Source organism: Pedobacter nutrimenti, from assembly GCF_003208655.1.
In the GTDB taxonomy this organism is placed as follows: Bacteria; Bacteroidota; Bacteroidia; order Sphingobacteriales; family Sphingobacteriaceae; genus Pedobacter; species Pedobacter nutrimenti.
This window is the reverse complement of record NZ_QKLU01000006.1, coordinates 75,198-89,350: the sequence shown is the minus strand read 5'-3', so window position 1 is coordinate 89,350 and position 14,153 is coordinate 75,198. Positions and strand designations below refer to the sequence as shown.

10 protein-coding genes are annotated in these 14,153 nt (G+C 45.4%); all 10 read right to left on the bottom strand.

The window, feature by feature from the left end; all coding sequences use genetic code 11:
• Positions 1-3 precede the first annotated feature (3 nt).
• The 10 genes from B0O44_RS17090 to B0O44_RS17045 all read right to left on the bottom strand — a co-directional run bounded on the left by B0O44_RS17090 (position 4) and on the right by B0O44_RS17045 (position 14,150).
• Positions 4-837: a sugar phosphate isomerase/epimerase family protein gene (locus tag B0O44_RS17090; protein WP_110833210.1), complete on the bottom strand. Its 834-nt coding sequence runs from the start codon at positions 835-837 to the stop codon at positions 4-6.
• The gene (locus B0O44_RS17085) at positions 837-1,667 is read right to left on the bottom strand and encodes a phytanoyl-CoA dioxygenase family protein (RefSeq protein WP_110833209.1); all 831 of its coding nucleotides are present in this window, start codon (positions 1,665-1,667) and stop codon (positions 837-839) included. The genes B0O44_RS17090 and B0O44_RS17085 overlap by 1 nt, the downstream gene beginning before the upstream one ends.
• Positions 1,668-1,681: 14 nt before the next feature.
• On the bottom strand, positions 1,682-3,232 hold the full coding sequence (locus B0O44_RS17080) for a RagB/SusD family nutrient uptake outer membrane protein (protein ID WP_110833207.1): 1,551 nt from the start codon (positions 3,230-3,232) through the stop codon (positions 1,682-1,684).
• A 47-nt stretch (positions 3,233-3,279) separates the two neighbouring features.
• Positions 3,280-6,360, bottom strand: a complete 3,081-nt coding sequence (locus B0O44_RS17075) for a SusC/RagA family TonB-linked outer membrane protein (RefSeq protein WP_110833205.1) — start codon at positions 6,358-6,360, stop codon at positions 3,280-3,282.
• A gap of 211 nt (positions 6,361-6,571) precedes the next feature.
• The gene (locus tag B0O44_RS17070) at positions 6,572-7,156 is read right to left on the bottom strand and encodes a LutC/YkgG family protein (RefSeq protein WP_110833203.1); all 585 of its coding nucleotides are present in this window, start codon (positions 7,154-7,156) and stop codon (positions 6,572-6,574) included.
• Positions 7,153-8,511 carry a lactate utilization protein B gene (locus tag B0O44_RS17065; RefSeq protein ID WP_110833200.1) on the bottom strand — a complete coding sequence of 453 codons (1,359 nt, stop codon included), beginning with the start codon at positions 8,509-8,511 and terminating at the stop codon, positions 7,153-7,155. The genes B0O44_RS17070 and B0O44_RS17065 overlap by 4 nt, the downstream gene beginning before the upstream one ends.
• Positions 8,508-9,248 carry a (Fe-S)-binding protein gene (locus B0O44_RS17060; RefSeq protein ID WP_110833198.1) on the bottom strand — a complete coding sequence of 247 codons (741 nt, stop codon included), beginning with the start codon at positions 9,246-9,248 and terminating at the stop codon, positions 8,508-8,510. Before B0O44_RS17060 ends, B0O44_RS17065 begins: the two co-directional genes overlap by 4 nt.
• 37 nt (positions 9,249-9,285) lie before the next feature.
• Positions 9,286-10,674: an FGGY-family carbohydrate kinase gene (locus B0O44_RS17055; protein WP_110833195.1), complete on the bottom strand. Its 1,389-nt coding sequence runs from the start codon at positions 10,672-10,674 to the stop codon at positions 9,286-9,288.
• An 11-nt stretch (positions 10,675-10,685) separates the two neighbouring features.
• Complete coding sequence (locus tag B0O44_RS17050) at positions 10,686-11,960, bottom strand: TIM barrel protein (protein ID WP_110833192.1); 1,275 nt, start codon at positions 11,958-11,960, stop codon at positions 10,686-10,688.
• A gap of 69 nt (positions 11,961-12,029) precedes the next feature.
• A complete protein-coding gene (locus B0O44_RS17045; protein ID WP_110833188.1) occupies positions 12,030-14,150 on the bottom strand; it encodes a bifunctional aldolase/short-chain dehydrogenase in 2,121 nt (706 codons plus the stop codon).
• Between the last annotated feature and the right edge of the window lie 3 nt (positions 14,151-14,153).

Here is a 14,153-nt window from a genome sequence, read left to right as displayed (position 1 = left end):
GTGTTATAAATTGTAACGCCTGTGCAGCAGGTCCTTCATCCAAAGGTTCAGGTCCCATTGCTGCTGCCGGGCGGAAATCTTGTTGTTTGTCTGGATCAGATAGGGAGGCGGCCCAAATTCGGTGGTCATGGTACAACGTGCTGCTCCGGATGCCCTCCGCTGACTGATCCATTTGTCCCATATTTTTAAATGGGCTTCCAGGGCCTGGGCATACTGTGGAAGGGCAGGATCAGGCACCTGTGAACCCTGGCTATGCCCGATTCTTGCATGGACGTGCCTGGCCCGTTCAATAGCTCTATCCAGTGCGGCCTGCTGATCTTCCAGGTAGCTTTCCGAAACACAAAACCAATGCGAAACATCCAGTGTGAGCAACAGTTCGGGGTATTTTTCCAGTATTTGTGGCATCACATGCACTGCAAAGGACCACTTATTCCGGTGGGTTTCCTGATAAACAGGCACCCCTGTGTCCCGGCCAATACCGAGACAACAAGAGAGGCATCTGTGGATCTGTTCTTCACTGAAATATTCCCGTCCAACCTGGGCACTGATAAATAATGGCCGTACGCTGTTTTTTCCGATCTGGCTTAAAGCAAGGAGTTGCTGTTCGAGTTTCAACAAATAGCTTTCAAAATCAGGTGTTTCTCCAACAACAGTCATCACAATAGAAAACTGCAGGTTATGCCGTTCTAACAGCAGGCAAACTTCTTCTATATCCGACGATTCTCCATAGGGAAACCACTCTATTCCTTTAAAGCCCGCTGCCTTTACCTGTCCCAGGAACTCCTCCCAGTCTGTATTTTCAAATCCCCATCTGGGACAAAAAAAATCCAGCACCATTATAAATTGCTTTTGCTGCGCTGATAGATGAGCGGATTTTGTTGGTCATTGTCTAGCAGGTCACCGATGTTCAATGTACTCAAATAGGCTTCAGGTAAAATATTGGCCTGCCCGTTAAAGTGGTTTCCATCGGGCATATAAGCACAGGTCATGGCCCTGCGGTAACCGCTGCTCATATTTGCCCCGGCACCATGTATTGTTAAACCGTTATGAAAAGAACAACTTCCTGCCTTCATAGGGGCCGCAACGGATGCCACCTTTAAAAACTGCGGATAGACTTCAAAAATGCTGTCCATGTTTTTGCCAATACCTTTGTTTTCAAAAGTAGTTTCTTTAAAAGAACCCGGAATGAAATACAAACAGCCGTTTTCTAAAGTGGCGTCGTCCAGTGCAATCCAAATCGATAAGGCTTTTCTATCTGAAAAAGACCAGAAAGGGGTATCCAGGTGCCAGGAAGTCGGATTGGCCCAAGGCCTTTTAAATAAGGCCTGGTCATGCCAAATCCGCATGCCATCGGCTCCGGCAAGGCGGGCGGTCATATGACCGATCCTTTCGTCCAGCATCAGTTCTTTTACCCCTTCATCGGTTTGCCAGAGGTTCAGCAGCTGGTCGAAAACTTTTCCAAAATAAGCGGCGTCTTCATTGATCCCATCGGATTCTCCCGTTTTAAGGTCTTTGCCGGGCATTTTCTGCCCGGCCCTTTTTTTAACGGCATTCATTACCGTAGCCCTCCAATGTTCGAGTTCCTGGGGAGATAAAAAATCCTCCACCACCAGGAAGCCATTTTCCTGGTACGATTTAACCTGATCTTCAGTTAACTGATAATTCATACGCTTTAATATTATTAGTATCCCGGATTTTGAACAAGCTGAGCGTTCAGCTGCATTTCCCTGAATGGTATTGGATAGATGAGTTTTTCTGTGGTTACATTATAGGCGGCCGGAAGGATATAACCAAACATGGCCTTGGTTTTAATGCCATAAGCAGTCATGACCGGAATGGCCTGATTGGTGCGCACCAGGTCCAGCCATCTGGAATTTTCAAAAGCCAGTTCTATTCTGCGTTCATGCGCAATAATGTTCCGCAACTGGGTCTGGTCGGTCGTGGTGATGTCGCCTAAACCAGCTCTGAACCTGACTTTGTTTAAAGGCCCCAATGCCAGACTGGATTGTCCTGTTTCATTTAAAGCTTCGGCATACAGGAGCAGTACATTGGCATACCTGAAAATTGGCCAGTTTTCTTTCGTATAGTAAAAATTCTTATCTGGTATGGTTGTATAAGGCGGATGCAGGTATTTTCTGACAAAATATTTGCTGATCACATTTGGTGGAGTAGTGTAATTTACACTGCTGACCACACGGGCAGGAACAAAATCGACATTCGAGTCATAAGTACCCTCTACCACACCGATTGTCGCGTCCAACCTTTTGTCTGCGGCTTCATAAGATTGTAAAAGATCACTGGTGGGTGTATTCCATCCACCATTCTGGTTGATGTAGTTTAATCCAAGGATGTTTAAAGTATTACCATTTGGTATAAAGCGGTAAATAAACCCGCTCGACTGACCGTCATTGCCATCTTTATACTGGACCTCAAAAACAGATTCCTTACCATTTTTATTTTCATTTTTAAAGGCATCAGCATAATTTGACCAAAGGTCATAGCCCATGGTGGTGACGCTTTGCAGCAAAGGCACCGCCTTATCAAACTGTTTTAAGGTCATATACACCAGTCCGAGTTCTGTGGCCACCATTCCTTTGGTGATCCTTCCCGTTTCAGAAGGAAGTTTCGGTGCAGCCACATTGGCCAGGGCATCGGTAAAATCATTGATGATTTGTTTGTAGACATCATCGACCCCCGACCTGGGCAGGTAGGCCCCATTTTTATCTGTCACCTCATGTAAATGCAAAGGCACTGCCCCAAAATGACGGACCAAATCGAAATAGTAATGCGCCCTGAGGGCCTTGGCCTCACCGATAATTTGTTTTTTGTCGGCATCAGCCATACTGAAAGTAATTTTTTCCAAGCGGTCCAGGATTACATTGGTCCGGGAAATTCCATTATAGTCGGCCTGATAACGGTTGCCAATTACACCGTTTTGTGAATTGTCCATAAAATCAGCCAGCTGCTCATAGCCCAGGCCGCCACGGTCTTTGCTGTTGTAATCGTAATGGGCATTGTCTGAGCGCATTTCATCAACAAAAAAAGCAAAATTGGCGATGTCTCTTAAGGGAACATAAGCGCCGGTTACCGCCTGCTGAAAGTCGGTTGTACTTTTGTAAAAATTGCCTTCGTTCATCTGCCCTTCAGGAGCCAGTTCCAGAAAGCTCTTTTTACAGGAAATGATGCTTAACCCTCCTGTCAGCAGAATAAAAATATATTTTAACTGTTTCATGATGTATCTTATTACATGGGAAATACCCCGTGAATGAATTGTTCCTTTTAAAAGTTTACATTAAGTCCAAAACTGATGGTTCTCGGTACCGGATAAGATCCATTGTCCTGACCCGCGGTGGTCTGGTTGTCCCTGGTGTCGTTCACCTCGGGGTTTTGTCCTGGATATTTGGTAAAAACATAAGCCTGATTTACACTGGTGTATACGCGCAATGACTTAAAATATTTTTGCTTCATATCAATGGTATAGCCCAGGGAAATGTTCCGGATGGCCAGGTAATCACCTGAAAACACCCAGTTGGAATTGGCCAGACGGTACAATTCCGTCGTATTGGACAAAGTTCTTGGCACTTGTCCGTTACCCGGATTTTCCGGAGACCTCCAGCGGTTCATCATGTTTTTTTCAATATTAAAAATTCCGTCCAGGTTCTGCAGGTTCTGCAAATTGGTGTTCATAATTTTATTGCCCGTCTGACCGGATATGGCGATGGACAGGTCAAACTTTTTATACCTGAAATCATTGGTCATTCCAAATTGGAACCTTGGGTTAGGGTTTCCAAGATAAGTTTTGTCATTTCCGTCAATTTTACCATCACCGTTCAGGTCTTTCATTCTGGCCGATCCCACCGTCGATGTTGCTTCCTTCGGCTGCGAATCAAATTCGGCCTGGTTCATGTACACGCCATCAAAAACATAACCCCAAAGCTCTCCGATCCTGCGGCCAACTGCAGTACGGTTATAATCATTGTACTTGTTGGTTCCCCCGATAGGTGTGCCATCCTGCAAACTCAACACTTTGTTGTCATTAAAGGAAAGGTTTAAACCTGTATTCCATTTCAATGCGCCTGTTAAATTGGTGGTATTGATCTGAAATTCATGTCCCCACATGGCGAATTCACCCACATTGTATTTAATGCTTGAATAGCCCGAGGCAAATGGGATATTGATTTGATAAAGCATTCCATTTGTCCTTTTCTTATAATAGTCATAGGTTACTGTGACACGGTTTTTAAAAAAAGTCGCTTCCAAACCAATATCTGTTTGTTTAGAGGTTTCCCAGGTCAGGTCTGTATTTCCAAGGGAGTTGATGGACAATCCTTGTGACAGGGAACCGGAGAACACATAATTCGTTTGGCCAAGCAAAGAGATCTGGGTGTAATCCCCGATATTGTTGTTACCGGTCAAACCATATCCTCCCCTGATTTTGAAAAAGGAGAAATTGTCAGATTTTGGAAAAAAGGATTCTTCACTCAGGATCCATCCAGCTGATACAGAAGGAAAAGTACCATATTTTTTATTTTTACCAAAACGGGAAGAACCATCTCTTCGGATATTGGCCGATAAAAGATATTTACCTTTGTAATCGTAATTGATCCTTCCAAACATAGAGGCAATGTCCCAGGCGTTCATATTGGTTACCCCTGTGGTTGTCGAGGCTCCGGAAGTCCATGGAATGGCATCGTTTGGAAAACCTGTCCCGGTAATGTTCCGGTAGTTACGGGTATATTTTTGCGCACTGTAGCCAGCAAGAAAATCGAAGTTGTGGTTTTCTTTGAGCTTGTATTTATAAGTCAGTAAATTTTCACTTAACCAGGATACATAATTTGTTGAACTATGGGCAGCCGACGGGTTATTTGGGGGAGGGGACCCGAAAATACCATAGGTGGAAGGGTTAAAAGAATTGTAATCTGTGCTGCCCAGATCTGTATTGATGGTTGTCCTGAAATGCAGGTCTTTTAGAATCTCAATATCCGCAAAACCATTTGCCAGCATGCGCAGTGTATTCTGTTTTACACTCATAATCTGCAATTGCTGGTAAAAATTTGGCAAAGCATACATCCCATAAGAACTGGCCCTGCTTGGAAAAGACCCGTCAGGATTCACTGCCGGAATAAGCGGGGAACTGATTTCTCCACCCACCAGGATCTGCCTGTTCCCATCCAGCGCACCACGTGTATTGTTATCAATCTGGTAGGTTGGGGCAACATTAAAACCAAATTTCACCTTAGAACCTGGTTTATATTCATTATTGGAGCGAAAAGAAAAACGCTTCATTCCGGTATTGTACAATACACCGTCCTGCTGAAAAAAGGTCAGGGAATTACTGGAAAGTACTTTCTCTGTACCTGTTGAAATGTTTAAGGAATAATTTTGAATGGGTGCGGTTCTCAGTAAGGTATTGTACCAGTCTGTCCCTTCCCCATACTGATCCGGATTTTTGTAATCTGCCGGTACTTCAGGTAATTTGGTTACCGGGTTTACCCAATTTTCATATTTGATCCGGTCTTCATAATAGCCTTTCATAAAGGTCGCAAATTCCCTGGCATTCATCAGATCTGGTCTTCCTCTTTGTAAGACTTTCTGTGTACCATAATACATGTTAAATGCAACAGTGGTTGCCCCGGCTTTTGCTTGTTTAGTGGTGATCATAATCACTCCGTTTGCAGCCCTGGAACCATATAATGCGGTTGCAGCGGCATCTTTCAACACACTAAAACTTTCTATATCATCCGGGTTGAGCAGGTTGACGTCCCCGGTGATCGGCTGGCCATCAACCACAAATAAAGGCTGATTACCTGACCCCAGGGAAGAAGCACCCCTGATTCTGAACGTCATACCCTGCCCCGGACGACCTGATGCCTGATTCACCTGCAGGCCCGGTACACGGCCGGTTAATTTCTGCCCAATCTCTGCTGCCGGAAGGTTCTGAAGATCGGCAGCATTGACTTTGGTCACTGCGCCGGTAATGTCACGTTGTTTTTTAGATCCGTAACTGACCACAACCACTTCCTGTAAAGCGGCACTACTAGATTGCAGTACAGCATTCATCACCGTGTTTTGGCCAACGGTTAATTCCAGTACGTTGAATCCGACATAAGAGAAAACCAGCGTGCTTCCTTTAGCCGCGGCAATTGTATAGGTTCCTTTAGCGTCTGTAACTGTCCCTGTGCTGGTTCCCTTAACTTTTACAGAAACCCCAGGCAATACGCCCTGATCCTCCGCAGAGGTGACTTTGCCACTAATTTTAATGCTTTCCTGGGCGAAAGCGCTGCTGTGAAACACCACCAGCAGCAGCAAGACCAGCACATGTCTTCCTGCCGTACAGTAATGTAGAAATTTCCTACCCATAGTTTGTTTGGTTTAATTGAGTTTAAATTGGTTAGTTTGATGCTATTTTGGTTGTTGTTGTCTATCGACCTGACTAAGTTCCCGGAATATTTCATAAGCTGCAACCTGCTGCATCCTGTATGATTTCCACTACGGTTTCAGCAAGGGTTCAGGGCATAAATCGCCCATTGAATTCTTTGAATCCAATAAGAAAATTAAGCTTTTACAGGCTTCAATCTAATAAGAATACATGCAGGCTTTTAGGCCCGTGTGCCCCTAATACTAATGATTGTTCGATGTCAGCAGTTTTTGATGGCCCGGAAATAAATGTTCCGAATCCATAAGTGCTGTCGCCTATTCTGGAATAGGCTTGTTTCATGTCTGAAAGGATTTCCTTTTTCTCCAGCAGCAGCACCAGGTGTTGGCAAATGAAGGGAACGACCCTTTGTTTCATCTGATCCTCCGTGATCCAGAGCGCCCCGTTTTCAGCTACCCCAAAATGGGCGCCAATAATGGCCACTTCCACATCCTTCAGTTCTGATGGACTTTGGATGGTCCATCCGGTGTCTGCGAGGTCAGAAAAAAGGGAGAGCGTTGTAATTTTTCTGGATTTTCCGGGGAACAATCCCCTGATCTGGTCTTTCATGATGTTTAAATTGCCGGGTTGATAAACATGACCTCCAATTTTCGTTAAAACTTCTGTAAAGATCTGTAAAGATCCTGTTTCATTCCCCTGAATTTCAGGACTAAAGGGAAGCGCTGTGCTTTCGGGCTGGTGTTCCAGAATCCTGGAAAGTATTTTTTCCCTGCTTTTCATTTTTGATGTTTCAGGTACCAGCTCCGGAAAGAGGTTTCTGGAGCCTGGGGCATTTCTCTTTGCTGATACCAGGGGTTAAAATGGTTATTAATGGTAAAAGGGGCATATTTAAGCAGAAAGCGCCCTGTTTTTCCGGCCAAACGGTATAACGCAGGATCAGACAAAGCATTTTTCATCAGCTTCATGGACATTTCCTTCGCAGCAGGAACACCTGTTTTTTTTACGATTTCCTGTCTCCATTTGTACAATTGTTCATGAATGTTAATTTTTACAGGGCAAACATGGGTACAGGAGCCGCACAAAGTAGAAGCAAAGGGTAAATCTGCATGTTGCTCCATATCCAAGTTCGGGGCCAGGATCGCCCCAATGGGGCCCGCAATAGCATGTTGATAGCTGTGGCCGCCACTCCTTCTGTACACCGGACAGGTATTCATACAGGCACCGCAACGGATACACTTCAGCGAGTTCCGGAAATCGGGTTTTCCAAGCTGTGCCGAACGGCCATTGTCAACAATTATCAGGTGCATCTGCTGGCCTTCCCGTGGTTTTTGAAAGTGACTGGAATAGGTCGTAATGGGCTGCCCCGTGGCACTTCTGGTTAAAAGCCTTAAAAAAATACCCAAATGTGCTCTTTTGGGGATGATTTTTTCCAAACCCATACTGGCAATGTGCACCTGCGCCAGATGGGCACCCATGTCTGCATTTCCTTCATTGGTGCAAACCACAAATTCGCCTGTTTCGGCCACAGCAAAGTTAACACCGGTTAATGCAGCTCTTCTGCTTAGAAAAGCAGCCCTTAAATTTTCGCGGGCAGCTGCAGTCAGGACAAGCGGATCTGACTCCCCTTTCCGGGTTCCCAAATGCTCATGAAAAAGGGTACCAATTTCTTCTTTCTTTTTATGAATACAAGGCAGCACAATATGACTTGGAGGTTCTTTGGCCAACTGAACAATCCTTTCCCCCAAATCGGTATCAATGACCTCTATATCTCTTTTTTCCAGGTATGCATTCAGGCCGCATTCTTCGGTAAGCATCGATTTGCTTTTGATCATTTGCCTGATCCCACTGGCCTTTAAAATAGAATGTACAATTAAATTGTGTTCGGCGGCGTCCTGGGCCCAGTGAATTTTAATTCCGTTTCGAAGGGCATTGCTTTCAAACTCCAGCAAATAATTATGAAGTCCGGATAAAACGTTGTCTTTGATCGCTGAAGCACTTTCCCTTAACTGTTCCCATTCGGGTATGGCCTGGGCAGCCTTGTCTCTTTTGTTGCGGATCCAGAATAAAGTTTCATCATGCCAGTCGACACGCTGCTCATCTTTGTTAAAATCCCGGGCCAATTCTGAATGGTTCATTTATCTTTATGGTTTAAGATCTCTGCAATGTGCAGTACCCTGATGTGACTTTTATTTCTTTTCAAGATCCCCTCCAGGTGCATCAGACAAGACATATCCGTTGAGGTAATGTAATCGGCCCCCTGCCGCTGGTGATCGGCCACGCGGTCTTTTCCCATTTTTACCGAAACGGCTTCTTCGGCGACACAAAAAGTTCCCCCAAAGCCACAGCACTCATCTGGCCGGTCCAGTTCCACTAGTTGTATATCCCTGATCATATTCAATAATTTTAATGGCTTGGAAAAAAAGGGGGCTACCTTTTCGCTCATTTGTGCCAGCCCCAGCCCTCTTTGCCCGTGACAGCCCAGGTGCAAACCGACACGAAAAGGAAAAGAAGCATCCAAATGTTCCAGTTTCAGGATGTCTGTTAGAAATTCTGTGAGTTCATAAATTTTATGACGCATCTGTAAGGATGCCTGTTCTGCAGCGGGTACCTCCAAATGTTCTTTCAGGTGCAACACGCAGCTGCCGGATGGGGAAACGATGTAATCAAAAGCCTGAAAATTTTTCAGGAACAGCGCATTGCAACCAAGGGTCAGGTGTTCAAAACCAGAATTTGCCATAGGTTGTCCGCAGCAGGTTTGGTTTAGGGGATAATGCACATCAACACCTAATTTCTGCAGCAGCTGCAGACTCGCTATAGCAGCACCTGGATAAAATTGATCTACATAACAGGGAACAAAAAGGCCAACTTTCATTTGATATCTACTTTCTCCCGGACTGGTCCCTGCTCATTTAAACCAGACGGGCGTGTGAATAATATTTCAGTTCGATCAGATCTGTGGGTAAAGCTTTCCTGTTCCAGGCCTGATGGATAGCCAGAGCAGTCCCAACCGCCGTTGCCTGTGCCATAGAAGCCGCAAAAACTTCAATCTCCGGAAAAACAGCGGCAAGCAAATGCATATAGATCGCGTTTTTGCTAAATCCTCCATCCACAAAAATCCGCTTTACCGGAGTATCTTTAAGCACCAGATTGGTGGATTCCAACTGCAGGTTAACCATATCGATCAGGAGCTGATGGTAGGCCTCTGCTCCTGATGAAAACGTGTTCAGGTCCCTGAATTCAAAGCCCGAACTGCTCAGTTCTTTTTGCCGGCGTACAGTGGTTGTGGTATTTTTATTTCTTTCCTGCAGCCTGGATACAATCTCCATATCCAGTTCCAGGTCTTTGTACCTGGATTTATCCTGGTTAAAATGCTCGATGATCCTTTTTTCCTGTTGCTCGTGTTCATAACCGGCAAACAACCTGGAAGCCTTTACCGGCTTACCTTTGTAATGAAGGTAACACAAGCAGTCTTTTTGTAATTCTTCTTCGGTTAGGGGGCTGTGGTTAAAAGGGTTCATCGTAATGCACCAGGTTCCGGTAGACAGCAGGACAAAAGGCTCTGTAAAATTGGCCAGGTAAGGGATCAGGGCAGCAGAACTGTCATGAAGCCCTGTTCCAACCAGGTAATTGTTTCCGGGAAAACAGGCCGGAAAAGTTTCATCTGAAGCTTTTATCGGAGCTAGTTTTCCAAGGATATTTTCTTCTTTCAGCCAGGAGTGGTATTCATTTTTCTCAAAATCCCAAAGCCCCGTATGACAACCGATACTGGTAATGTCAGAACAAGCTACCCCGGAGATCAGATGGCTCAGGTATTGGGGTAGATGAAGGGCGTATTTTACTTTTTCAAAAAGTTCAGGTTTTTCGTATTTGATGCGGTACAACTGAAGTCCGGAGTTTAAACTGCCCAGCACCGGAGAGGCGGTTTGACTGGAAAATTTAAGCGGGCCTCCATAATTATCATAAAACTGCTGTTTCAAAGCTTCCGGATAGGCTTTCAGGTAATTATACAATGGTGCAAGGGCCGTTCCGTTCTGATCAATATAGACAAAACTGGCCCCGTAGGTGGAAAAATTAATGGCTTTTACTTCAAACTCTTTTTTGCGGAAAACTTCCCTAAGGGAATCAAATATAGAAAGCCGTAAACTTTCGAGGTTTTCACAGGCCGCACCGTCTTCGTCTACCGTTTCCATAAACCTGGCAGAGCGTTCAAAAACAATTTTGTAATTCTCGTCAAACAGAAAGAGCTTTTTATTGGTCTTTCCAACATCAAATACAGCGATTACAGGAATGGGGTTCATAGACAATCGCTTTACAAACCGGTGCTTACCGTTTCCCTGCCCCGCTCTTTGATCAGTTCTTTTCTCAACTCCAGGTCCCGGAATAAGCTTAATGGCTCCAGCGCCCCTCCTGCACGGAAACGGGCTTCAGCAACCAAAGGGCGCAAGTCGGTACGGAAAGCCTGCTGCAAAATTTCCTGTGCACGCACCACATCATTTTCCTGCTGGGCAAGCTGCAGGGCTTTACGGTCCACGCTTAAGGCCTGGGCATAGGCGATCATAATGGCTTCCACCGATTGCATCAGGTCTTCCAGCGGATCTTTTATGTTATGGGAGGCGTCAATCATCCAGCCCAAATCACTGGCATGGTCCATTCCGCGGGCATCCATACCCTCTACCAGTTCATTAAAAATCAGGAACAGCTGATAAGGCTTTATACTTCCCGCGGTCAGGTCGTCATCTCCGTATTTGGAGTCGTTAAAATGGAAACCACCCAGTTTTTCTTCCATCAGCAATAGGGACACAATCTGCTCAATATTCGCATTGGGCAAATGATGACCAAGGTCAACCAGCGTAAAGGCTTTTGGGCCAAGCTTATTTGCAAACAGCAGGGATTGTCCCCAGTCACCTACGGTTGTAGAATAAAAATTGGGTTCAAATGCTTTGTATTCTATAAATACTTTCCAATGGGCCGGCAAAGCGGCATAAATTTCTTTCAGGCTTTCCAGGGTACGCTGAAAGGCATTTCTGAAATTGAGCTGCCCAGGAAAACAGGAGCCATCCGCCAGCCAGATGGTCAGGGCCTCCGAGCCCAGGGCTACACCTTGCCGGATCACCTCGATATTGTGTTCAATAGCCTGTTTGCGCACGGCTTTATCTGTGTGCTGCAAAGAGCCAAATTTATAGCTTTGTTCCTGGCCTTTCTGGTCCTGGAAAGTGTTAGAGTTCATGGCATCAAAACGCAGTCCGTATTGGGTAGCCAGGTTCCGGATATTGGAAGGGTCGGCCACACTATCCCACGGAATGTGCAGGGAAATGGCTCCGCTGGAACGGTTTAACGCATGCAGCAGGCCAACATCCTCTATTTTTTCTTCCAGATTACGGGGTTCCCCTGCACCTGAAAAACGTCCGAACCGGGTCCCTCCGTTGCCCAAAGCCCAACTGGGTATCCCAATCTGAAAAGCCATTAATTTTTTAATGATCGCTTCGCATTCCGGTGTAAACTCTTGTACAAAAGACAATTTTCGCTGATGGCCATTGAATAACTTATCGTTATGCCGGTCCAGTTGATGTTTTTCAAGTTGCATTTTTGGTTTAAATTTGGTTTAGGTTGAGCGCGCCGGTTAAATTAATTGTTTTGACTTTATAAAAACAGACTAACGGAGAAAAGCATTGGCAATTCCGCCATCTACATTCAAAATGTTACCTGTAGACTTGTTCATTAACCCTCCGATCAATGCAAAACAAGCATTGGATATGTCTTCCGGAAGAATAACTTCATTGAGCAAGGTCCTGCCCGCATAATATGCCGGGAGTTCCTCTACAGTAATCCCATAAGCTTTTGCCCGGCCTTCTGCCCAGGAGCCTTCCCAGATTTTACTATCAGAAATTACGGCATCGGGGTTTACAGTATTGACCCTGATCTTATCCTGACCAAGTTCTGCAGCAGTTAAACGGCTCAAATGTAGCTGGGCTGCTTTGGCTGAACCATAACCGGCATTATTAGGACCCGACACCAGGGCATTTTTGCTTACAATATTAAGAATATCTCCTCCTATACGCTGTTTACGCATCAGTTCAACACCTTTTTGGGTAACCAGAAACTGGCCTTTAACCAGGATGTTGTACAAAAGGTCCCAGTCTTTTTCGGTATGGTCCTGAATGGATTTTGAAATGGATATCCCGGCACAGTTTACCACAATATCTATTCCGCCAAAGGCCAGGCTTGCTGTTTCAAAAGCCTCCTGTATATGATCTGTACTGGTCACATCCAAAAGGGTTGCCACATAGGCATCGGGACCAAATTCCTTATGGAATTTTTGGGCGGCAGCTTCCAGGCGTCCGCTGTCGTTGTCGTTGATCACCACACAAGCCCCTTCCTGTACAAATTTCCGGGCAATGGCTTTTCCAATGCCCCCGGCACTTCCGGTAATCAAAGCAATTTTTCCCGACAGGGCCTTAGGTTTGGGCATCCGTTGTAATTTCGCTTCTTCCAGCAACCAGTATTCTATGTTAAAGGCTTCCTGTCTTGGTAAAGAAGTATAACTTGAAATCGCCTCAGCGCCTTTCATCACATTAATGGCATTGATGTAAAACTCCGCAGCTACCCTTGCGGTTTGTTTGTCCTTGGCAAAAGAAAACATGCCAATACCCGGATAAAGGATAATGACTGGATTGGCATCTCTGATCGCCGGGCTGTTTTCATGCTTACATTGCATATAATACGCTTTGTACATGGTCCTGTAGGCTTCAAATTCAGGGGCCAGTGTTTCTTTCAGTTTTACCAGGTCCGAAAGGTCGGCGGCAGCGTTCAGCGGCAAGACCAATGGGCTGATCTTTGTTCTTAAAAAATGATCCGGACAGCTGGTTCCCAAAGGGGCCAAACGGGCCAGATCATTGGAGTTGATAAATTCCAATACCCTTGGGTCATCGGTAAAGTGTCCAATCATGTGACGTTCACTGGAACAGAAACCCCTTAAAACAGGGGCTATTGCAGCGGCTTGCTTTTTTCTGAATGCTTCTGGCTCACTTTGAATTTTAGGCCCGTTAAATACGGCCCCTTTTTGCCCATACCGGGACTCCAGATATTCTGCGCAGCGTTCAATGACTTCAAGGGTATTCACATAACTTTCGTAAGCAGTATCACCCCAGGTAAAAAGACCGTGGGACCCGAGCATAATTCCCCTGATGCCCGGATTTTCTTCCAGACATTTTCGCAGCTGCAATCCCAAATCAAATCCGGGTTTCTGCCAGTTTACCCAGCCGATGCTCCCCTCAAACAGTTCTTTGGTGATCTGTTCCCCGTCTTTGGCTGCAGCAATGGCAATTGCTGCATCGGGGTGCAGATGGTCTATATGTTTGAATGGTAAAAATCCGTGTAATGGGGTGTCAATTGAAGGTGCTTTAGATTGCAGATCAAAAATGCAGTGGTTAAAAAGTTCCACCATTTCATCTTCAAATTCCAATCCCTTATAAATATGTTCCAGGCTTCTGAGCCGGTCTACATACAAAGCGGCCAGCCCTTCTCTTTTTAAAGTACCCAGATCTCCACCTGAACCTTTGACCCACATGACTTCCTTCAGGCTCCCGCTGAGCGGGTCACGGTCCTGTACCTTACAGGACGTATTTCCTCCTCCGTAATTGGTTAAACGAAGGTCTGCTCCAAGCAAATTGGAGCGATAGATCAACAAGGCAACCTCATCACCCTCCAGACGGGAGGCTTCTTCTTTGTCCCAAAGATAACTGACGTGTTTAAAAGCGTTTTTTCCAACAGGCATATT

Excerpts from the sequence above, each read along its gene's own strand:
- B0O44_RS17090 (WP_110833210.1), bottom strand. The coding sequence starts at position 837 with ATGGTGCTGGATTTTTTTTGTCCCAGATGGGGATTTGAAAATACAGAC.
- B0O44_RS17085 (WP_110833209.1), bottom strand. The coding sequence starts at position 1,667 with ATGAATTATCAGTTAACTGAAGATCAGGTTAAATCGTACCAGGAAAAT.
- B0O44_RS17080 (WP_110833207.1), bottom strand. The coding sequence starts at position 3,232 with ATGAAACAGTTAAAATATATTTTTATTCTGCTGACAGGAGGGTTAAGC.
- B0O44_RS17075 (WP_110833205.1), bottom strand. The coding sequence starts at position 6,360 with ATGGGTAGGAAATTTCTACATTACTGTACGGCAGGAAGACATGTGCTG.
- B0O44_RS17070 (WP_110833203.1), bottom strand. The coding sequence starts at position 7,156 with ATGAAAAGCAGGGAAAAAATACTTTCCAGGATTCTGGAACACCAGCCC.
- B0O44_RS17065 (WP_110833200.1), bottom strand. The coding sequence starts at position 8,511 with ATGAACCATTCAGAATTGGCCCGGGATTTTAACAAAGATGAGCAGCGT.
- B0O44_RS17060 (WP_110833198.1), bottom strand. The coding sequence starts at position 9,248 with ATGAAAGTTGGCCTTTTTGTTCCCTGTTATGTAGATCAATTTTATCCA.
- B0O44_RS17055 (WP_110833195.1), bottom strand. The coding sequence starts at position 10,674 with ATGAACCCCATTCCTGTAATCGCTGTATTTGATGTTGGAAAGACCAAT.
- B0O44_RS17050 (WP_110833192.1), bottom strand. The coding sequence starts at position 11,960 with ATGCAACTTGAAAAACATCAACTGGACCGGCATAACGATAAGTTATTC.
- B0O44_RS17045 (WP_110833188.1), bottom strand. The coding sequence starts at position 14,150 with ATGCCTGTTGGAAAAAACGCTTTTAAACACGTCAGTTATCTTTGGGAC.